Origin of the sequence: Serratia sp. BNK-4, assembly GCF_048685115.1 — a bacterium.
Lineage (GTDB): Bacteria > Pseudomonadota > Gammaproteobacteria > Enterobacterales > Enterobacteriaceae > Serratia > Serratia bockelmannii.
The window spans coordinates 2,015,964-2,035,012 of record NZ_JBLQTM010000001.1; the positions used below are offsets into that span (position 1 = coordinate 2,015,964).

At 60.7% G+C, this 19,049-nt stretch carries 20 protein-coding genes; 7 read left to right on the plus strand and 13 right to left on the minus strand.

Annotated features, from left to right (window positions below; all coding sequences use genetic code 11):
- Positions 1 to 108 precede the first annotated feature (108 nt).
- Together tyrS and pdxY are read left to right on the plus strand one after the other, a co-directional pair.
- Positions 109 to 1,383 (plus strand): tyrosine--tRNA ligase, encoded by a 1,275-nt coding sequence (gene tyrS / locus ACMGGW_RS09860; protein ID WP_043141190.1) that lies wholly within the window; start codon positions 109 to 111, stop codon positions 1,381 to 1,383.
- 84 nt (positions 1,384 to 1,467) lie between these two features.
- A complete protein-coding gene (gene pdxY / locus ACMGGW_RS09865; protein WP_043141216.1) occupies positions 1,468 to 2,328 on the plus strand; it encodes a pyridoxal kinase PdxY in 861 nt (286 codons plus the stop codon).
- Between the two features lie 39 nt (positions 2,329 to 2,367).
- Here pdxY and gstA read toward each other — a convergent pair whose 3' ends face one another.
- The 4 genes from gstA to ACMGGW_RS09885 form a co-directional block, all read right to left on the minus strand.
- Entirely contained in the window at positions 2,368 to 2,973 is a 606-nt protein-coding gene (gstA, locus tag ACMGGW_RS09870; RefSeq protein WP_025302671.1) for a glutathione transferase GstA, read from the minus strand.
- A gap of 92 nt (positions 2,974 to 3,065) precedes the next feature.
- Positions 3,066 to 3,950: a 4-hydroxy-tetrahydrodipicolinate synthase gene (gene dapA / locus ACMGGW_RS09875; protein WP_025302672.1), complete on the minus strand. Its 885-nt coding sequence runs from the start codon at positions 3,948 to 3,950 to the stop codon at positions 3,066 to 3,068.
- A 360-nt stretch (positions 3,951 to 4,310) separates the two neighbouring features.
- A complete protein-coding gene (locus ACMGGW_RS09880; RefSeq protein WP_004938373.1) occupies positions 4,311 to 4,574 on the minus strand; it encodes a DUF3811 domain-containing protein in 264 nt (87 codons plus the stop codon).
- A 95-nt stretch (positions 4,575 to 4,669) separates the two neighbouring features.
- Positions 4,670 to 5,365, minus strand: a complete 696-nt coding sequence (locus tag ACMGGW_RS09885; RefSeq protein WP_049204298.1) for an HD domain-containing protein — start codon at positions 5,363 to 5,365, stop codon at positions 4,670 to 4,672.
- A gap of 202 nt (positions 5,366 to 5,567) precedes the next feature.
- Here ACMGGW_RS09885 and ACMGGW_RS09890 point away from each other — a divergent pair, with 202 nt between their 5' ends.
- Complete coding sequence (locus tag ACMGGW_RS09890; protein ID WP_004938379.1) at positions 5,568 to 5,960, plus strand: nuclear transport factor 2 family protein; 393 nt, start codon at positions 5,568 to 5,570, stop codon at positions 5,958 to 5,960.
- Here the strand turns inward: ACMGGW_RS09890 and ACMGGW_RS09895 are convergent.
- Positions 5,957 to 6,226, minus strand: a complete 270-nt coding sequence (locus tag ACMGGW_RS09895; protein WP_004938382.1) for a hypothetical protein — start codon at positions 6,224 to 6,226, stop codon at positions 5,957 to 5,959. The two genes, ACMGGW_RS09890 and ACMGGW_RS09895, sit on opposite strands and share 4 nt — an antisense overlap.
- Positions 6,227 to 6,502: 276 nt before the next feature.
- Between ACMGGW_RS09895 and ACMGGW_RS09900 the strand changes: the two genes are divergently transcribed.
- The gene (locus ACMGGW_RS09900) at positions 6,503 to 6,883 is read left to right on the plus strand and encodes a nuclear transport factor 2 family protein (RefSeq protein ID WP_025302674.1); all 381 of its coding nucleotides are present in this window, start codon (positions 6,503 to 6,505) and stop codon (positions 6,881 to 6,883) included.
- A 712-nt stretch (positions 6,884 to 7,595) separates the two neighbouring features.
- Here the strand turns inward: ACMGGW_RS09900 and ACMGGW_RS09905 are convergent.
- A complete protein-coding gene (locus ACMGGW_RS09905) occupies positions 7,596 to 7,976 on the minus strand; it encodes a RidA family protein (protein WP_025302675.1) in 381 nt (126 codons plus the stop codon).
- Positions 7,977 to 8,158: 182 nt separating this feature from the next.
- On the opposite strand from ACMGGW_RS09905, the gene ACMGGW_RS09910 reads away from it, so the two are divergent.
- Positions 8,159 to 9,013 (plus strand): aminoglycoside phosphotransferase family protein, encoded by an 855-nt coding sequence (locus ACMGGW_RS09910; RefSeq protein ID WP_025302676.1) that lies wholly within the window; start codon positions 8,159 to 8,161, stop codon positions 9,011 to 9,013.
- Here the strand turns inward: ACMGGW_RS09910 and ACMGGW_RS09915 are convergent.
- Positions 8,978 to 9,481 (minus strand): cupin domain-containing protein, encoded by a 504-nt coding sequence (locus ACMGGW_RS09915; RefSeq protein WP_197831949.1) that lies wholly within the window; start codon positions 9,479 to 9,481, stop codon positions 8,978 to 8,980. The genes ACMGGW_RS09910 and ACMGGW_RS09915 overlap by 36 nt on opposite strands.
- 100 nt (positions 9,482 to 9,581) lie before the next feature.
- Positions 9,582 to 10,769, minus strand: coding sequence for a benzoate/H(+) symporter BenE family transporter (locus ACMGGW_RS09920; RefSeq protein ID WP_025302678.1), 1,188 nt, complete (start codon positions 10,767 to 10,769; stop codon positions 9,582 to 9,584).
- Between the two features lie 115 nt (positions 10,770 to 10,884).
- On the opposite strand from ACMGGW_RS09920, the gene ACMGGW_RS09925 reads away from it, so the two are divergent.
- Positions 10,885 to 11,448 carry a helix-turn-helix domain-containing protein gene (locus ACMGGW_RS09925; RefSeq protein ID WP_025302679.1) on the plus strand — a complete coding sequence of 188 codons (564 nt, stop codon included), beginning with the start codon at positions 10,885 to 10,887 and terminating at the stop codon, positions 11,446 to 11,448.
- 194 nt (positions 11,449 to 11,642) lie between these two features.
- Positions 11,643 to 13,736, plus strand: coding sequence for a prolyl oligopeptidase family serine peptidase (locus ACMGGW_RS09930; RefSeq protein ID WP_197831951.1), 2,094 nt, complete (start codon positions 11,643 to 11,645; stop codon positions 13,734 to 13,736).
- 76 nt (positions 13,737 to 13,812) lie between these two features.
- On the opposite strand, the gene dtpA is transcribed toward ACMGGW_RS09930, so the two are convergent.
- The 5 genes from dtpA to rsxD form a co-directional block, all read right to left on the minus strand.
- Positions 13,813 to 15,327 carry a dipeptide/tripeptide permease DtpA gene (dtpA, locus tag ACMGGW_RS09935; RefSeq protein ID WP_025302681.1) on the minus strand — a complete coding sequence of 505 codons (1,515 nt, stop codon included), beginning with the start codon at positions 15,325 to 15,327 and terminating at the stop codon, positions 13,813 to 13,815.
- 604 nt (positions 15,328 to 15,931) lie between these two features.
- Positions 15,932 to 16,573 (minus strand): endonuclease III, encoded by a 642-nt coding sequence (gene nth / locus ACMGGW_RS09940; RefSeq protein WP_019455952.1) that lies wholly within the window; start codon positions 16,571 to 16,573, stop codon positions 15,932 to 15,934.
- A complete protein-coding gene (locus tag ACMGGW_RS09945) occupies positions 16,573 to 17,271 on the minus strand; it encodes an electron transport complex subunit E (RefSeq protein ID WP_060432973.1) in 699 nt (232 codons plus the stop codon). Before ACMGGW_RS09945 ends, nth begins: the two co-directional genes overlap by 1 nt.
- Positions 17,268 to 17,897 carry an electron transport complex subunit RsxG gene (gene rsxG / locus ACMGGW_RS09950; RefSeq protein ID WP_025302683.1) on the minus strand — a complete coding sequence of 210 codons (630 nt, stop codon included), beginning with the start codon at positions 17,895 to 17,897 and terminating at the stop codon, positions 17,268 to 17,270. The genes ACMGGW_RS09945 and rsxG overlap by 4 nt, the downstream gene beginning before the upstream one ends.
- A gap of 9 nt (positions 17,898 to 17,906) precedes the next feature.
- A complete protein-coding gene (rsxD, locus tag ACMGGW_RS09955) occupies positions 17,907 to 18,992 on the minus strand; it encodes an electron transport complex subunit RsxD (protein WP_420279398.1) in 1,086 nt (361 codons plus the stop codon).
- Positions 18,993 to 19,049: the final 57 nt, after the last annotated feature.

Sequence of the window (19,049 nt, forward strand, 5' to 3'; positions counted from 1 at the left end):
TGACGCCGCCGGCGCTTTATTCTATGCGCTACCCTGAATTTTTATTTCGCCACTGGGCGAAAGGCCGTGTACCGGCAAAGGTGCATTCGTTTATACATGGAGTCATTGATGGCAAGCAGCAACTTGATTAAACAACTGCAAGAGCGGGGCCTCGTTGCCCAGGTTACGGATGAGGAAGCGTTAGCGGAGCGACTGGCGCAAGGGCCAATTGCACTGTATTGCGGTTTCGATCCGACCGCTGACAGCTTGCATTTGGGCCATCTGGTTCCTCTGTTGTGCCTGAAGCGCTTCCAACTGGCCGGCCACAAGCCGGTAGCGTTGGTGGGCGGCGCCACTGGCCTCATCGGCGATCCGAGCTTCAAAGCGGCGGAGCGCAAGCTGAACACCACCGATACGGTGAACGAGTGGGTCGAGAAGATCCGCAAACAGGTTTCCCCATTCCTCGATTTCGACTGCGGCAGCAACAGCGCCATCGCGGCCAACAACTACGACTGGTTCGGCGGCATGAACGTGCTGACCTTCCTGCGTGACATCGGCAAGCACTTCTCCGTCAACCAGATGATCAACAAGGAAGCGGTCAAGCAGCGCCTGAATCGCGACGACTCCGGCATCTCCTTCACCGAGTTCTCCTATAACCTGCTGCAGGGCTACGATTTCTCCGAGCTGTACAACCGCCACCAGGTGGAGCTGCAGATCGGTGGTTCCGACCAGTGGGGCAACATCACCTCGGGTATCGATCTAACGCGTCGTCAGCACCAGAAGCAGGTGTTCGGCCTGACCGTGCCGTTGATCACCAAAGCAGACGGCACCAAGTTCGGTAAAACCGAAGGCGGCGCGGTCTGGCTGGCGCCGGAAAAAACCAGCCCGTACAAGTTCTACCAGTTCTGGATCAACACCGCCGACGCCGACGTTTACCGCTTCCTGAAATTCTTCACCTTCATGAGCCTGGAAGACATCAACGCGCTGGAAGAAGAAGACAAAAACAGCGGCAAGGCGCCGCGCGCCCAGTACGTGCTGGCGGAGGAAGTGACCGGCATGGTGCACGGTGCGGAAGGCCTGGCGGCCGCCAAGCGCATCACCCAGAGCCTGTTCTCCGGTGCGCTGCACGACATGACCGAAGCGGACTTCGCCCAGCTGGCGCAGGACGGTATGCCGACCATCAAACTGGATGGCGACGCCGATCTGCAGCAGGCGTTGGTGAATGCCGAACTGGTGCCGTCACGCGGCCAGGCGCGCACCATGATCGGCTCCAACGCGGTGACCATCAACGGTGAGAAACAGTCCGATGCCGAATACCGCTTCAGCGATTCAGATCGTCTGTTCGGCCGCTACACGCTGCTGCGTCGCGGCAAGAAACACTACTGCCTGGTGGATTGGCAGTAAGCGAATAATGACGGTAAGGGGCCCTGGCGGCCCCTTTATTTTTGCGCAGCCGCCCGGCTGCCGTATTCCGAACGAGTTCTGTCGATGAAAAACATTCTTTCTATCCAGTCGCACGTGGTGTTTGGTCACGCCGGCAACAGTGCGGCTGAGTTTCCGATGCGCCGCATGGGCGTCAACGTCTGGCCGCTGAACACGGTGCAGTTCTCCAACCATACGCAATACGGCCAGTGGACCGGCTGCGTCATGCCGGCCAGCCACCTGACTGAGATCGCGCAGGGTATCGCCAATATCGATCAACTGAAGCGCTGTGATGCGGTGCTGAGCGGTTATATCGGTTCGCCGGAGCAGGGTGACCATATTCTGGAGATCGTGCGTCAGGTTAAGCAGGCGAACCCGAACGCCTGGTATTTTTGCGATCCGGTGATGGGGCATCCGGAAAAAGGCTGCATCGTGGCGCCGGGCGTGGCCGAGTTTCACTGCCGCCAGGCGTTGCCGTGCAGCGACATGGTGGCTCCGAACCTGCTGGAGCTGGAAATGCTGAGCCAGATGGCCGTCGCCAACGTGGCCGATGCGGTGCAGGCCGCCCGCGTGCTGATCGCCAAAGGGCCGCGGCTGGTGCTGGTCAAGCACCTGGCCCGCGCCGGCTATCACGCCGACTGTTTCGAAATGCTGCTGGTGACAGCGGACGAGGCCTGGCACATCAGCCGGCCGCTGGTGGACTTCGGCGCGCGTCAGCCGGTCGGCGTCGGCGATTTGACCAGCGGTCTGCTGCTGGTGGATCTGCTGAAGGGCGAGGCGCTGGATAAAGCGCTGGAGCACGTGACCGCCGCCGTGTATGAGGTGATGCTGACGACTCAGGAGATGGGGGAATACGAGCTGCAGGTAGTGGCGGCGCAGGATCGGATCGTGCAGCCGCGCAGCGAATTCAAAGCGGTAAAACTGTAAGTGCAACGGGCCCCGGCGATAGCCACCGGGGCCGAGTGTTTACTTCAATCCTTCGGCGTTCAGCGCCGCATCTACCGCCGGGCGCGCCGCAACGCGATCGAACCAGGCCGCCAGATGGGCGTGCTTGCGCACGTCAAACTGCAGGGCGAATGCCCAGCGCAGCACGGTGAACAGGTAGGCGTCAGCCACGCTGAAACGGCTCCCCAACAGGAAGTGCTGCTTCGCCAGCACCGAATCCAGATAGCTGAACTGCTGCTCCAGCCTGGCGCGCGCGATGGTTTTGTATTCCTCGGGCGTCTTCGGGTTGAACAGCGGGCTGAACCCTTTGTGCAGTTCGGTGGCGATGTAGTTCAGCCATTCGATCGCGTGGTAGCGCGACAGGGTGCCCGCCGCCGGGATCAGGTTGCGGTCAGGCACGCGGTCCGCCAGGTATTGTACGATCGCCACGCCTTCGGTCAGCAGGCTGCCATCGTCCAGCAGCAGCGCCGGGACCTGTCCCTTGGGATTGATGGCGAGGTAATCGGCGCCGCTCTCGGTTTTCTTCTGCGCCAGATCGACCTTCTCCGCCGTAAAATCCAGCCCTGCCTCGCGCAGCACGATATGCGGGGACAGCGAACAGGCGCCGGCTTTATAGAACAGTTTCATCGGAAGCTCCTTGTTGATGACGAATGACGGGCATGCTTAACCTCTCATCGTAGTCCCATAGCGCCAAAATTACAGCGGCTTAGCTTACAAATTTAACCGATGAGCGCCTCGGCTGTCTGCAACTGCGCCAGCGTTGCGGCGATCTGCTGTTGCAGCGCCTGCGGCGCCACCTGCATGGGCGAACGTAACTCATTGGCGATCAGCCCCTGTTGGGCCAGTACCGTCTTGACCGGCGCCGGATTCGGGAAGCTGAACATCTGGTGGATCATCGGCAGCAGCTCATAGAAGTTGCTGCGCGCAGCGGCCAGATCGCCGGTGGCGACTTGCTGTACCAGCTGGACGAAACGTTCCGGGTGAACATGCGCGGCGGCGGAAATGGCACCGGTGCCGCCGAGGCACAGCGTGGTGAGGATCAGATTGTCCTCCCCGGTCATCACATCGATTTCGCCGTCGGCGATCAGCGCCATGGTAGCGTCAGGGTTGCCGCCGCAGTCCTTGATGGCGGTGATGCGCGGGTGACGTGCGAGCCGGCGCAGCGTGGCCAGCTCCATGGCGATGCCGGTGCGCTGCGGAATGTTGTACAGGATCACCGGCACGGTGGAGGCGTCGGCCAACTGGGTGAAATAGTCGATCAGGCCGCATTGCGAAGGGCGGATGTAGTAAGGCGCCGGGATCAGCACGCCGGCGATGTCGCGCAGCTGAATGGCCTGCTGCATCTGCAGCGTGGCGGCCATGTTATTGCCGGAAAGGCCCATCACCACCTGATGGGCGGGCGCCACCTCCAGCACGGCGTCGAGCACCGCCAGCTGTTCTTCCTTGCTCAGCGCGGCGGCTTCACCGGTAGAGCCGCAGACCACCAGGCCGTCGATGCCGGCGTCGAGCAGGTGCCGCGCCAGGCGTTTAACCGCCGGCAGATCGACGGCATCTTGATTGAAAGGGGTAACCATCGCCACCCAAATACCCGAAAATGAGGCCATAAAATATTCCTTCTGTGTGACCGACAGAGAAGCCAGATGAGAAAATTGAAGGCGGGGCGTTGCAGGCCATCCAGTCAGCTCATCTGACGGGACAGCTCGCCCCGGTCAAATGAGCGTCTGTTTCTTCGATTTAACCGCCGCCAAACCGCCAACGGACAACGCAGGTGTCATCAGAATATCAGCGTTGCGTGGGTAGGCCATGGCAGTCTCGTGAAAAGGGGAAGTGGGGTGATAATGAATATTCTTCATCAGGCTGTCAATTTACAACAGATTGATAACATTGTTATTCATGATTCATCAGCAGGGATGAGTTTGGCTAATAAATAAAATCCCCGCCGCGGCGGGGAGGGTTTGACTGGCTCAGCGCGGCGGGCGGGAGCCGATAGTGGCAGACCAACTGAAGGTGTCGCCGCTTGGCCGGTAGCGGTTGGCTTTGCGTTCTGCACGCTCTGCCTTAGCGAGCTTTGCTCTGGCGGCCATGATGCGCGCCACCACTTCATCCTTGACCTTGTGCTGTTCGGCGTTGGTCAGCGGCCGGCCGTGGCTTTTACGCGCTTTGTCCAGCTCGGTTTTGACTTCCCGTTGCTCGCTTTCCGTCATCTCTTTCAACGTCAACTTTTTCATCTGTGCCGCCCGTTCGGTGAAGTTGGCTTTCAGTTTAACGGTGTTATGTGACCGAAAATGTTATGGGCATAACGAAAATGCCCCGTAGGCCGGCATTACACCTCTTCCAGCAGATCATCGACAAAACGCCGCATGCGTTCGGTACGAAGCTCGGCCATGTGCCGCCCGGCGGCAGTCTGGAAGCCGTCTTGCAGTTTGAACAGCTTGGTTTCGAAGTGATCCAGGCTGAAACGTTTGTCGTCGTATTGGCGATGTTCGGCCCGCGGGTCGGCGGCGTCATACAGCGCACTGCGCATGCGGCCGCCGATATAGAAGCAGCGCGCCACGCCAATCAGGCCAATGGCGTCGAGACGATCGGCGTCCTGCAGGATCTTTGCCTCCAGCGTTTGCGGGGGGATGCCAGCGGAAAAACTGTGCGCTTCAATGGCGTGGGCTACCGCCGCGATGTCCGCCGGCGCCCATTCCAGCCGGGTCAGCGTCAGCGTGGCTTGCTCCGCCGCCATGCGCGAGGCCAGATGGCGCTGCGGCGAGTTTTTTTCCACCGCCACGGCGTCATGCAGCAGCACCGCCGCGCAGAGAATGCGCCGGTCGCCGCCTTCCAGCTTGCTGATGTGGCGGCAGTTCTTCCAGACTCGATGCAGGTGCGCCACGTCATGCGAACCGTCGTCCGACTCGAGGGTGAGCGGCAACAGCGTTTGCGCCAGCGTTTGGTAGGGGGAAAACGGTTGTAACAACTCTTGCGTCAGCGAGGGTAAAGACACGTTCAGCTCCTGTTGGGGAAAATCGGTCAATCAGCATAGCCGTGTCGGATGCCGGGAAAATGACAGAAAAATGGTTATTGTTTACTAAAGTGCAACCCACTATTGTCATAACTGCGGTTTTTGCAGCGAAACAAGCAACCTAGAATAGCCGCATTCCGCCGTCTCCGCTTGGTGAGAGCCTGTGTCCGCGGGGATGGCCGGAATATCCTCATCAGCCATTTGGAGAAGAGACATGCCAACCCCTCTTGAAATAGTGCGCGCAACCTATGAAGGCAGCTCCGAAGAAAACGGCCGCAATCTGCTGGCGGCGCTGGCCCCCGATGCAGAGTGGACCGAAGCCGCGGGTTTCCCTTACGCCGGTACCTATATCGGCCCGGAGAACATCATCAAGAACGTGCATCAGCGCCTGGGCAGCGAATGGCAAGGTTACCGCGCCGACGTCGATCACTTTTACGATGCCGGCGACAACGTGATCGCTCAGGGTTTTTATCACGGCACTTACCGGGCCACCGGCAAATCCTTCAGCGCCTCCTTTGCGCATATTTATACGCTTCGCGCCGGAAAAATCGTGAAGTTCGTGCAGATCGTCGACAGCGCTAAAGTGCTGGAAGCAATGCAGCCTTAATCGCCGCTGCGCTTGCCGAATTTGCGGTCGAACTCGCGCCGGTAACCCCGGGCCTTGTTGCGATCGCGGATCCACAAATAGCCGCACACCAGCGCAACCGCTCCCGAGAAGGTGACGTTGCGCATATCCCGGTCATACCAAAACACCAACAGCGCATCTAGCGCCGCAATCAGCGCGATCCATTTGTACATATGGGATTGGCGCCGCGTGGCGGCGTTGAGTCGTTTTAACTGTCTGGCTTCGTCCAACACCGGTTTTTGCTGCATAGCATTTCGTTATCATCAGGCTGTTCACGCTAAATTAGCAGAATTTCCCTAACCGCCGCAAAAATTAACGCGTGGCGTTATGCGGTTTTCATCGCCCCTGGCGCGGCGCAGAAAATTTATGCGCGGGCGCTTGAATTACCCATCGGGCGTGATAGGTTATTTATTCGCTATTTTTGGTTTTTTATTCAAAACTCGCCGTGTCATCAAGCTGCAGCACTGGGCGGTTAACGTGATGGGTTCGACGTATGCGGCGGTTAACTTCGGCAGGAGGATGTGATGAACGATAAAACGGCACGCCCGCAGGATGTGGTTCAACAACAGCTTGACGCCTATAACGCCCGCGACATCGAGGCCTTTATGGCCTGCTGGGCGGACGACGCGCAGTATTACGAGCATCCCGACACGCTGCTGGCCAGCGGCAAGGCGGCGATCCGTGAACGGCATCTTGTGCGTTTCCAGGAGCCGAGTCTGTATGGCGAACGGATAAAACGCATGGCGGTGGGGAATATGGTGGTCGATCAGGAAGTGGTGACGCGCAACTTCCCGCAGGGGCGCGGCAAAATGGATGTCATCGCCATTTACGAAGTGGAACAGGGGCAGATCGCCAAAGCCTGGTTCAAGATCGGCCCCTGCATGCCGGATGAAGGCGCGCTCTAGCCGCAATGCCGCTCACTTAAGCCTGAGTGGCATTTTTCTTATCCAGCCTCTGGGCGTTCTGTGCAGGGGAATTGCCGTCAATGTTCCGCATTTCTTTGTGGCCAACATGAACGGCAATTGTAGGGGCCGATGGCGCGGCCCCTACACCCGCGCCTTTGCTTAACACCGCCTGTCCGCTGCGCGGATACCCTCGCCGTGTCTGCATTGTCGGGCGGGTCGGCTGCGACAAACGTCCCTGTTAGTCTCGCCTCAACCGGCCTTCCCTGGCCGGTTGCCCCTGACAACGCCGCCTTGCTCGGCAGCCGGTGATGCGCGTTAAAGGTCAACACCCGAGCTGGCAGCTACCGGGAAATCTGCCGCTGATGAGGTTATGGCAGAGAAGTTGGAGATGAGCGCGGTGTTGGGCGCCCTTGAAGACGCCGAACGCAGGCATAGCGCATTAGGAGAAACCGCCATGGACGGCGGTTTCAGGTGAGACAGGCAGGGACGCCTGTCGCAACCGGCCTCAATGTGCTATGGCGGAGAGAGGGCAGTTGGCAAAGCCAACCGTCTGATAGGGCAAAGGCGCGGGTTGCCAGGGGCCGCGCCTTCGGCCCCTGGCTCGGTCGAGGTGAGTGAGCCACATGAGGCATCTCACTTTTATCGACCGAAAATGTCACGAACGCCTGCAGAAAAACGCTTAACTGAATCAGCATTGTGCTCTAGCCGCGCCTTATTGCAACGCCATCACCGCCTCTATCTCTACGCACACCTGCGGTGAGAACAACGCGCTGACCGCCATCAGTGAACAGGCCGGCAGCGCGCCGTCGAAATAGTCAAACAGCACCGGGCGCACGCCCGCCAGATCGGCGATGTCGGTCAGGAACACGCTGATTTTAATCAAGGCCTTGAGATTCACGCCTTCGCTGGCGGCGATGGTCGCCAATTGCTCGAGGATCTCCTGCGTCTGTTCCGGCGCGTTCAAGCCTTGCGCGTCGGTGGCGAAGGCCGTCAAGCCCGACACATACAGGCGATCGCCGTGGCGCACCGCATGCACATAGGGGCCGCCCGGCGTAGGCAACTGCGGATAATTCGTGCGTTTTAATGATGTCATGATCAAACCCCGCGCAAGACCGGTTAATAAAAGCGACAAACTTGGTTAGGATACTGAGGAAACGGCGGCCAGACGCCGCACACCGATGATATATGAGCGTATCATCCCTCTTTATTTTATACGTCGTCTCTCACCCGAATGTGACAGTGCGGCGCAGATCGGCCACAAGGACGCATGAGACGATGAACCCGCTTTTTACTCCCTACCTGCAACGCTGGCAACTGGAACAGGACGGTAAAGCCTTCGAAACCCACAGCAGCCTGCTGATGCCGGTGCGTTACCGGGGCGAGGCCGCCATGCTGAAGATCGCCCGCGAGCAGGAGGAGCGCTTCGGCGGCCAGCTGATGTGCTGGTGGCGCGGGGAAGGCGCCGCGCAGGTGTTGGCGTGGCACGAAGACGGCATTCTGCTGGAGCGCGCACAGGGCGAAAGCTCGTTGGCGCAGCTGGTGCGTGACGGCGACGATGAGCAGGCCACGGCGATCCTGTGCCGGGCGATCGCCGCCTTGCATGCGCCGCGCGCGGCACCGCTGCCCGAATTGATCCCGTTGCAAGAGTGGTTCAGCTCGCTGTGGCCGGCGGCGCAGGCGCACGGCGGCATGCTGCGTCTCAGCGCCACGACGGCGGCGGAATTGCTGAGTAGCCCGCGAGATGAAAGCGTGCTGCACGGTGATATCCACCATGACAACGTGCTGGACTTCGGCGAACGCGGCTGGCTGGCGATCGATCCCAAGCGTTTGTACGGCGAACGGGGCTTCGATTACGCCAATATCTTCTGTAATCCCAACTACGGCATCGCCACCGACCCGGCCATTTTCCAGCGGCGCGTGGAACAGGTCTGTCGCTTGGCCGGGCTGGAACGCCGGCGCTTGCTGCAATGGATCCTGGCCTGGGCGGGGCTCTCCGCCGCCTGGTTTATGGAAGACGGGCAGGCGGCGGATATCGACTTCCGCGTGGCCGAGCTGGCGGCGCGCGCGTTGGATCTCCCGTTGCCGGCCGGCGATTCAGGGTTCATCCTGCCAGTAATCGAGCGAGGCTGAAGGGCGTTGCAGATAACGCACCTGTTCGCCGTTATTGCCGCGCGCCATCGCCTGGTATTTGCCTGAGTCCGGATACATCACCACTTCCGGCTGTTCGCGCGTGCTGACGGACAGGTACTTCAGCGGCGCATCGGAGGTGTTGATGATCTGGTGCGGGTATTCCGGGCCAGGCGGAATGAAAATGACATCCCCGCTGACGATCGGCAGCATTTCTCCGGCCACGCGCAGCGTACCGCTGCCTTCCAAAATGATGAACATTTCCTCCTGAGCGTAGTGAAAATGGTAGGGGCAGGAGCGCATGCCCGGCGCCACACAATCGAAAGAAGCGCCCAGCTTGTCGGCGGCGGTGCCGGTGCCGAGGCGAGCGCCGACGCTGTCATACAGCGGCGGCCGCCGGTCATGCTTCATCTCTACCTGTTTGACATTGCGTATCAGGCGCTGGGCCAACAGCGCGGCTTTCTCGGTCATAAGCTTCCTTGGTGACAGCGTCACTTATTAGGTGGATTGACATTCAGACGACAGAGAAAGTGAAGGTGCCACGGCGCCGCTTGTCAATGTAGACCGCCCGTTACGCCTCGGAGGCTCGCCGCGGCAGCGACAGCAGCAGATGGGCGATAGCGCCGCCGACAATGCCCCAGAAGGCCGAACCGATGCCGAGCAGCGTGACGCCGGAGGCGGTGATGAGGAAGGCGATCAGCGCCGCGTCGCGCTGTTTTTCATCATGCAGCGCACGTTGCAGGCTGCCGCCGATGGTGCCGAGCAACGCCAGCCCGGCAATGGTGTGGATCAAGGCGACCGGCAACGCGCTGAACAGCAGGCCGATGGCGCCGCCGAACAACCCGGCCAGCAGGTAGAAGCCGCCGGCGGCCACCGCGCCCATATAGCGCCGCTGCGGATCGGGATGCACGTCCGGCCCCATGCAGATGGCGGCGGTAATGGCGGCGATGCACACCGAGAAGCCGCCGAACGGCGCCAGCAGCAGTGCGGTCAGCGCCGTCCAGGCGATCAGCGGTGAGGTGGGGACGCGGTAGCCCGCCGCCTGCAACGTGGCGATGCCGGGGGCGTTTTGCGAAGCCATGGTGACCACGAAGAAGGGCACGCCGATGCCGAGCAGCGTCGGCCAATTGAAATGCGGCGCGATAAATTCCGGCATGGCGAACGCCGGCGCTTGCTGCGTCAGCTGGATATTGCCCTGCAGCGCGGCGATCGCCAGCCCAACCGCCAGCGTCAGCACGATGGCGTAGCGCGGTTGATAACGGCGGCTGAGCAGATAGGCCAGCCCCATGCCGGCGCTGAGGGGGAAATTGAGCTGCAGCGAAGCGAAGGCGTCCAGCCCGAAACGCAGCAAGATCCCCGCCAGCATCGCCGCAGAAATCGCCTGCGGGATGTAGTCCATCAGGCGGGCGAACAGCCCGGTGACGCCGCACAGCAGGATCAGACCGGAAGCGAAGATAAACACGCCGATCGCCTCGTTGATCGGCGTGCCGGGCAGGCTGGTGACCAGCAGCGCCGCGCCGGGCGTCGACCAGGCGGTGAGGATCGGGGTGCGGTAGTAAAGCGAGAGCCCGAGCGAGGTGACACCCATCGCGATCCCCAGTGCGCTCAGCCAGCCGCCGATCTGCGCCGGCGTGGCGCCTGCGGCGGCGGCGGCCTGGAAAATGATCGCGGCAGAGCTGGTGTAACCCACCAGAACGGCGACAAAGCCGGCCATGATGGCGGGCAGGGTCAGATGGCGCAGGGAGAGGGCTGGGCGCATGAGGAGCTCCAATCGGTAATTGTGCGTTATAACGCACGACAAGAAATCAGCATAGCACCGTGCGCTATAGCGCACAAGCGGGTATAATCGGGCACGATACGCAGAGGAGAACAGGATGCAGGAACTTGCCGGCCATTTGGCGCACACCCTTCGCACGCTGCGCACACAGCGCGGCTGGAGCCTGACGCAGGCGGCGGAATACACCGGCGTCAGCAAAGCGATGCTCGGGCAGATTGAACGCGGTGAATCCAGCCCGACGGTGGCGACGCTGTGGAAGATCGCCACCGGCTTCAACGTGGCGTTCTCCGCCTTTCTTGAGGCGTCGCCCGCTCAGCAACAGGCGACGCTGCACCGCTACGGTGAACTGCCGGTGTACGATCAGGACAATGCTGATATGCGCGTGGTGCCGCTGTTTCCCTACGACCGCCAGCTGGGTTTCGATATGTTCGTCATCGATCTCGCACCGGGCGCGCTCAGCGAATCGTCGCCCCATGAGCCGGGCGTGATCGAGCATGTGATCGTGATCAGCGGCCGACTAGAATTGGCGATCGACGGCGAATGGCACAGCCTGGCGGCCGGCGAAGCGATGCGCTTTCAGGCCGATCGGCCGCACGCCTACCGCAACGCCAGTTCACAAACGGTGCGCATCCACGATCTGATCCACTATCCTCAATCCTGACTCAACGCGGTGCCCGCGGGCTTTGACTCCGCGCCGCCAAACGCCTACCTTGTTGAAAATGACTCTTATTTCACAGGCTGTCGCCCATGACGGGGCGGCGTTGCAGCCGACTCAAAAGGAGCTTGATTTTGCCGGTCACCAATCGACGTCAGTTCATTAAACTCAGTGCGCAAACCGCAGGAGCCGTATTCGCGATGACTTCATTACCTAACAGTATCCGCCTGGCGATGGCGGCGGAGGGCGGCGCGGCCGCCGGCGATGACTTCCTGTGGCTGGAGGAGCTGCAGGGTAAAAAAGCGCTGCAATGGGTGCAGCAGGAAAATCAGCGCACCGTGGCGCGTTTCGGCCAGGGTGAAGACTTTCAGCGCATTGAGCGCGAAGTCCTGGATATCCTTAATAAAGACACCCAAATCCCGTGGGTGAGCAAACGCGGCGAGTACTATTACAACTTCTGGCAGGATCGGGCCAACCCGCGCGGCCTGCTGCGGCGCACCACGCTGGACGAGTACCGCAAGGCCAAACCGGCCTGGGAGACGGTGCTGGATATCGATGCGTTGGGCAAAGCGGAGGGCAAGGATTGGATCTATCAGGGCTCGCAGCCGCTGGCGCCGGAATACCGCTATTGCCTGATGCAGCTGTCGCCGGACGGCGGTGACGCCACCGAGATCCGCGAATTCGATCTGGTGGCCAAACGCTTCGTCAAAGACGGTTTTAATGTACCGGTGGCGAAAAGTCGGGTCTCCTGGGTCGATCGGGATACGCTGTTCATCGCCACCGATTTCGGCCCCGGCTCGATGACCCAGTCCGGCTACGCGCGCATCGCCAAGCGCTGGCGGCGCGGCACGCCGCTGAGCGCCGCCGAAACGCTGTACGAAGCGCAGCCCGAGGACATGGCGGTCTTCGCCTATCACGACCGCACGCCGGGTTTTGAGCGCGATTTCGTCGGCCGCAGCCTGGACTTCTACCGCCGCGACTATTTCTTGCTGATGCAGGACGGCCGGCAGAAAAAAATCGATATTCCGGCCGACGCCGAGCTGGATACGCATCGGGAATGGCTGCTGATCAAACCGAGCAGCGACTGGGAGGTGGGCGGCAAGCGCTATCCGTCCGGCGCGCTGCTGGCGGCCAACTTCGATGACTATCTGGCGGGTAAGCGCGAGCTGCAACTGCTGTTTACCCCAACGGCGGAGCAGGCGCTGAGCGGCTACAGCGGCACCCGCGATCATCTGATCCTCAGTATCATGGATAACGTGGTCAACCGTCTGGAAGTGCTGACGCCGCAGGGCGGCAGCTGGCAACGTCGTCCGCTGGGCAACCCCGGCGCCATCAGCACCCTTTCCGCCGGCGGCATCGACGAAGAGAGCAACGCCTATTTCCTGACGGTCAGCGGATTCCTGCAACCGACCTCGCTGTATATGGGCAACCTCGATGGCGGTGAGGCGACGCTGCTGAAACAGGCGCCGCAGGATTTTGACGCGTCAGGCTACCAAGTGAGCCAGCATTTTGCGCGTTCCAAGGACGGCACCCGCGTGCCGTATTTCCAGATTGCCGCCAAAGATCTCAAACCGGACGGCAGCACGCCGACGCTGCTGTATGGCTACGGCGGGTTTGAAGTGCCGCTGCTGCCGGGCTATCTCGGCGGCAAGGCGCCGGCCTGGCTGGAACGCGGTGGGGTATACGTGGTGGCCAACATCCGCGGCGGCGGCGAATACGGCCCGGCCTGGCATCAGGCGGCGCTCAAGCAGAACCGCCATCGCGCCTACGAGGATTTCGCCGCCGTGGCCGAAGATCTCATCGCACGCAAGGTGACCTCGGCACCGCATCTGGGCGCGCGCGGCGGCAGCAACGGCGGCCTGTTAGTGGGCAATATGCTGACGTTGTATCCGCAGCTGTTCGGCTGCATCGTTTGCGAAGTGCCGCTGCTGGACATGCAGCGCTATACGCAGCTTTCTGCCGGCGCGTCGTGGATCGCCGAATACGGTGACCCGAGCAAGCCGGAGGAGTGGGCCTACATCAAGACCTTCTCGCCGTACCACAACATTCAGACGCAGACGGCCTATCCGCCGGTGTTGTTCTATACCGCGACCAGCGACGATCGGGTCAACCCGGCCCACGCGCGCAAAATGGCGGCGCGCATGCAGGCGATGGGATATCAGCAGGCTTATTTCTATGAAAATACCGAAGGCGGGCACAGCGCCGCCGCCGACAAGCAACAGGCGGCATTCCACAGCGCACTGGTAAGCGAATTCATGTGGGCCAACCTGAGCGATAAACCCAAATTAGCGTAAACCCGTTTATTGCGGGCATAAAAAAACACCGGGGCGTTAACCTCGGTGTTTTTATTTACGCCCAATCTACCGACGATCAGTGAGCCGCGGTGGCTTCCTGCGCTTTCTGATTGGCGTCTTCGGTGGTATCCAGCGTCATGCGGTACAGTTTCGGCGCGGTCAGCATCATCAGGATAGCAATGACGGCGGTGACGATGCCGATTTGCATAAACACATGGCTGTAGATGGCCAGCGAAGCGTGCGCGTCGTTGATGTCGCTTGGGACGGCGGTCAGACCGGCAACCTTACCGGCGATCAGCGCGGCGGCGGCGGTGGTCAGGAACCAGGAACCCATGATGAAGCCCATCAGACGCTGCGGCACCAGCTGTGCCACCATCGCCAGACCCAGGCCGGAAATCATCAGCTCACCGATGCTCTGCAGCGCGTAGCTCAGGATCAGCCAGTTGACCGACACAATGCCCTGTTCGTTGGCGAAGCTGGCGCCCCATGGCAGCACCAGGAAGGCGCAGGAGCACAGGATCATACCGAAAGCGAACTTGTGCGGCATCGGCAGGCGATCGCCCATTTTGTTATACAGCGCGGCCAGAATCGGGCTGGCGAGCATGATCCAGAATGGGTTCAGCGCCTGATACTGCTCAGGCTCGAAGGCGATGCCGAAGATGCTGTGTTCCACGTTGTGGATGGCGAAGAAGTTCAGTGAGGTTGGCATTTGGCTGTACAGCACGAAGAACACCACCGCTTCCAGCATCAACAGGAAGGCGACGATCATCTTACGGCGTGCGGCGCCGTGCAGGGCGAAGGTTTCCTTGGCGAACACCAGCACGATGCCGGCGGAAACGAGGGCCAGCGCCCAGCGCGCGATCACCTGGTTGTGCAGCAGCCAGCTGGACACGGCGATCAACGCCACGATGCCGACCAGCACCATCAGCAGTTTCGGCAGATGCAGCGGCTTGAAGTCAGGCTTGGAGCCGTTTTCCTTCACCCACTTGTGGCACATCATAAAGTTGACCAGGGTGATCAGCATGCCGACCACGCTCAGGGAGAACGCCACGCTCCAGCCGTATTTCGCTGCCAGCCACGGGGTGGCCAGCATGGAGAAGAAGGAACCGATGTTCACCGACATGTAGTACATGGTGAAGGCGCCGTCGAGACGCGGATCGTCTTTCTCATAGCAGGTGGACAGCAGGGAGGACGGGTTAGCCTTGAACAGGCCGCTGCCCACGGCGATGGTCGCCATACCCATGTAGACCCAGAAGATGTCGTGGCCGGAGTAGGCCACCATGGCGTAACCGGCGGCCAGCACCAGTGCGCCGAGCACGATCACGCGTTTGGCACCCAGCACCTTGTCGCCCAGCCAGCCGCCGATGGCGACGAAGCCGTATACCAGGGCGCTGAAGGAAGAGAACAGGGTGATGGAGTCGGCTTCGCTCATGCCGAGCATCTTGACCAGATAAACCGCCATGATGCCCTGCAGGCCGTAATAGCCGAAACGCTCCCACAGTTCGATCGAGAAGATCAGATAGAACGCTTTCGGTTGTTTGAACGCGTTAAGGCTAACGCTCTCCGGGTGTTGGTTGTTTGCTGTTGACACTGGTACCTCTGTTTTTTCGCAGCCCGTCTTTGGAGGACGGGAAAGTACAAAAGTTGATGCGGAACGGCATCCTTTTGCGTTGTTATAGGATGGGGACGGCGGTTAATGTTCACTATCTTTGTCAACGTGGCAAGCAGTTTGTCATATTCGGTTACATTTAACGCTCGCAGGATTATGCTGCGATGTTGCAAATGTTATGCAGTATTAACTTTCGGGTTTTAATGATTTGCCGATTTTTTGTTTTGATTAAAAGCTATACGGATTTTAAACAGGGATATATTCTGCTGAATTGCTATTTTTTAGCGCATCAGTGTATGTGTGGTTATTAATCCATTGGAATGTTGTGCATATGACGCATTTTGTAAAATTATAGAAATTTAAGAAAACGGGGCTGGCATTTGTGAACGCCTTGTGATCCTGAAAGCGTGACGTTCACCGCAATTTTCGACTAATTTTTCGCTTGAAAATAACACGGCACTGAGTTTTTCACTGAAAACCGCGATAACACCGGGGTTACTGCTGCGCGATATCACATTTCCGATAAAAAAGAGGCGCTGGCGGGGAGAGATGAAGCGACGGGTGCGGTTTGCCGCACCCAACAGGCTCAGGATTCCGGATAAACCTTTTCTTTATACTCGCACAGGTCTTCGATAATGCAGGAACCGCAGCGCGGTTTACGCGCGATGCAGGTGTAGCGCCCATGCAGGATCAGCCAGTGGTGGCAATCGACCTTGAATTCGGCGGGCACGACCTTCAACAGCTTCTCTTCCACCTGATCGACGTTCTTGCCCGGCGCGAAGTGGGTGCGGTTGCACACCCGGAAGATGTGGGTGTCCACGGCGATGGTCGCCCAGCCGAAAGCGGTATTGAGCACCACGTTGGCGGTCTTGCGTCCGACGCCCGGCAGCGCTTCCAGCGCGGCGCGATCCTCCGGCACTTCGCCACCGTGCAGCTCCAGCAGCATGCGGCAGGTTTTGATCACGTTTTCGGCCTTGCTGTTGAACAGGCCGATGGTCTTGATGTACTCCTTGACGCCATCAACCCCCAGCGCCAGCATGGCGGCAGGGGTGTTGGCGACTGGATAAAGCTTGGCGGTCGCCTTGTTGACGCTCACGTCGGTGGCCTGTGCAGACAGCAGCACCGCAATCAGCAGCTCAAACGGCGTGGTGTACACCAGCTCGGTGGTCGGATGCGGGTTGTTGTCGCGCAGCCGGGTCAGAATTTCCAGTCGCTTCTGCTTGTTCATCAGGCCTTCTCAGCACGTCCTTGTCCCAGCAGCGGTTCCACCGCCACGGCGCGGGCTTTGCGCGCCTTCATTTTTTCGTCGATCAGATATTTGACCGCCAGCAGCAGCCCCAGGCCGATAAAGGCACCCGGCGGCAGCATCGCCAGCAGGAACGGGCTGTCGAAATGCACCACTTCGATGCGCAGCGACTTGGCCCAGCCGCCCAGCAGCTGATCGGCGCCGTCGAACAGCGTGCCGTTGCCCAACAGTTCGCGCATCGAGCCCAGCGTCACCATCACGCCAGTGGCACCGAGGCCGATGGCCATGCCGTCCAGCGCCGAGAGGCCGACCGGCTTCTTGGCGGCCACCGCTTCGGCGCGGCCCACCACGATGCAGTTGGTCACGATCAATGGAATAAAGATGCCGAGCGACTGATACAGGCCGAAGGCATAGGCGTTGATCAGCATCTGCACGATGCTCACCACCGCGGCGATGATCATCACGTAGATAGGAATACGCACCTCGCTCGGCACCCAGCGGCGCACCGCGGAGATGGAGGCGTTGGTCAGCGTCAGCACCAGCGTGGTGGCCAGCCCCAGGCCCAGCGCGTTGGTGACGGTGGAGGTCACCGCCAGCAACGGACACATGCCCAGCAACTGCACCAGGGCGGAGTTGTTTTTCCACAACCCCTGGACGATCAATTCTTTGGCTTCACTCATTCGCTGGCTCCACACGCAGGTAAGCTTTCAAGTTTAGGCGGCAGCGTTTCCATATACAACGCCGTGCGGCGCACCGCATTGACCACCGCACGCGGGGTGATGGTCGCGCCGGTGAACTGGTCGAACATACCGCCGTCTTTCTTCACCGCCCAGCGCTTATCGTCCGGGCCTTCGATTTTCTTGCCGCTGAAGAAAGAAATCCAGTCGGAAATGCGCAGTTCAATTTTGTCACCCAGCCCCGGGGTTTCGTGGTGTTCAATCACCCGGGTGCCGAGCACCGTGCCGTTGAAATCGGCGCCGACCAGCAGTTTGATAGCGCCGGAGTAGCCGTCCGGCGCGGTGGTTTCCAGCGCGGCGGCGGTCGGCTGCCCGTTTTTGCGCGCCAGGTACAAACGGTGCGGCGCGCCGTCGCCCAGCGCCGGATCGCTGACCAGGAAGCATTCGTTCTGCATGATGTTGTCGTAGTTTTCCGGTGGCACCACCTGATCGAGCAGCGCTTTTTGCTGCAGCGCCGCCTGATGGGCGATGGTGGTTTTCGTCAGGGCGTAGACCACGGCGGTCAGGCCGGTGGTGACCGCCGCAAACACCGCCAGCGTGGTGCCGTGCTTTCTCATGGAATTCAGCATGGCGGCTCCTTAGCGATGGCCGTACACGCGCGGCTGCGTGTAGTGGTCGATTAACGGGACGGTGATGTTGGCGAGCAGCACGGCGAAGGCCACGCCGTCAGGGTATCCGCCATAGACGCGGATCAGCCACACCAGCACGCCGATCAGCGCGCCGTAGATCAAACGGCCCTTCGGCGTGGTCGAGGCGCTGACCGGATCGGTGGCGATAAAGAACGCGCCCAGCATGCTGGCGCCGGAGAACAGGTGGATCAGCGGCGAAGCCTGATGCGCCGGATCGATCCACCAGGCCAGGCCGGAACAGAAGGCGATGGCGGCCAACATGCTGAACGGGATCTGCCAGTGGATCAGGCGGCGCGCCAGCATAAACAGGCCGCCGGCCAGGAAGCCGAGGTTGACCCACTGCCAGCCGATGCCGGCCAGGGCGCCGCCGAACAGCGGCTGCTGCAACACCTGTTCCACGCTGTGGCCGCTGCGCAGGCCGGTTTTGAAGCCGTCGAGCGGCGTGGCCTGGCTGATGCCGTCCACGCCTATCTGCAGTTCGTGCAGCGTCGCGCCTTGCGAGGTATGGCCACTGAAAATGGTCAGCAGCGTGTCGTGGAGCGACAGCGCAGTGGCGCGCAGCTCATCCGGCGGCAGCCAGCTGGTCATCTGCACCGGGAAGGAGATCAGCAGCACCACGTAACCGACCATCGCCGGGTTGAACGGGTTTTGCCCAAGGCCGCCATACAGCTGTTTGGCGATAACGATGGCGAAGAAGGTGCCGATGACGATCATCCACCACGGCGCGAGCGGCGGCAGGCTGATGCCGAGCAGCAGCGCGGTCAGCAGGGCGGAGTTATCCGCCAGTCGGCTGCGCACCGGCAGCTTGCGCAGCCTGAGGATCGCGCCTTCCGCGGCCAGCGCGACGATCGCCGCCAGCGCCACCTGGATCAGCACGCCGTAGCCGAAAAACCAAATCTGCGCCGCGATGCCGGGAATGCACGCCAACATCACCCACAGCATGATGCGGCTGGTGCTTTGCTGGTTGTGGGTGAAAGGCGAGCTGGCGATGTGTAAGCCTTTGGCGGCTGTGGGTGATACCGGCCTGAACTTCATAGAGTAACGATACCTTCTGCGCCGCGCCTGCGGCAGTTTCGATGCGCCATATTGCGG

Coding starts and splice junctions, on each gene's coding strand:
- tyrS (WP_043141190.1), top strand. CDS start 109: ATGGCAAGCAGCAACTTGATTAAACAACTGCAAGAGCGGGGCCTCGTT.
- pdxY (WP_043141216.1), top strand. CDS start 1,468: ATGAAAAACATTCTTTCTATCCAGTCGCACGTGGTGTTTGGTCACGCC.
- gstA (WP_025302671.1), bottom strand. CDS start 2,973: ATGAAACTGTTCTATAAAGCCGGCGCCTGTTCGCTGTCCCCGCATATC.
- dapA (WP_025302672.1), bottom strand. CDS start 3,950: ATGGCCTCATTTTCGGGTATTTGGGTGGCGATGGTTACCCCTTTCAAT.
- ACMGGW_RS09880 (WP_004938373.1), bottom strand. CDS start 4,574: ATGAAAAAGTTGACGTTGAAAGAGATGACGGAAAGCGAGCAACGGGAA.
- ACMGGW_RS09890 (WP_004938379.1), top strand. CDS start 5,568: ATGCCAACCCCTCTTGAAATAGTGCGCGCAACCTATGAAGGCAGCTCC.
- ACMGGW_RS09895 (WP_004938382.1), bottom strand. CDS start 6,226: ATGCAGCAAAAACCGGTGTTGGACGAAGCCAGACAGTTAAAACGACTC.
- ACMGGW_RS09900 (WP_025302674.1), top strand. CDS start 6,503: ATGAACGATAAAACGGCACGCCCGCAGGATGTGGTTCAACAACAGCTT.
- ACMGGW_RS09905 (WP_025302675.1), bottom strand. CDS start 7,976: ATGACATCATTAAAACGCACGAATTATCCGCAGTTGCCTACGCCGGGC.
- ACMGGW_RS09910 (WP_025302676.1), top strand. CDS start 8,159: ATGAACCCGCTTTTTACTCCCTACCTGCAACGCTGGCAACTGGAACAG.
- ACMGGW_RS09915 (WP_197831949.1), bottom strand. CDS start 9,481: ATGACCGAGAAAGCCGCGCTGTTGGCCCAGCGCCTGATACGCAATGTC.
- ACMGGW_RS09920 (WP_025302678.1), bottom strand. CDS start 10,769: ATGCGCCCAGCCCTCTCCCTGCGCCATCTGACCCTGCCCGCCATCATG.
- ACMGGW_RS09925 (WP_025302679.1), top strand. CDS start 10,885: ATGCAGGAACTTGCCGGCCATTTGGCGCACACCCTTCGCACGCTGCGC.
- ACMGGW_RS09930 (WP_197831951.1), top strand. CDS start 11,643: ATGACTTCATTACCTAACAGTATCCGCCTGGCGATGGCGGCGGAGGGC.
- nth (WP_019455952.1), bottom strand. CDS start 16,573: ATGAACAAGCAGAAGCGACTGGAAATTCTGACCCGGCTGCGCGACAAC.
- ACMGGW_RS09945 (WP_060432973.1), bottom strand. CDS start 17,271: ATGAGTGAAGCCAAAGAATTGATCGTCCAGGGGTTGTGGAAAAACAAC.
- rsxG (WP_025302683.1), bottom strand. CDS start 17,897: ATGCTGAATTCCATGAGAAAGCACGGCACCACGCTGGCGGTGTTTGCG.
- rsxD (WP_420279398.1), bottom strand. CDS start 18,992: ATGAAGTTCAGGCCGGTATCACCCACAGCCGCCAAAGGCTTACACATC.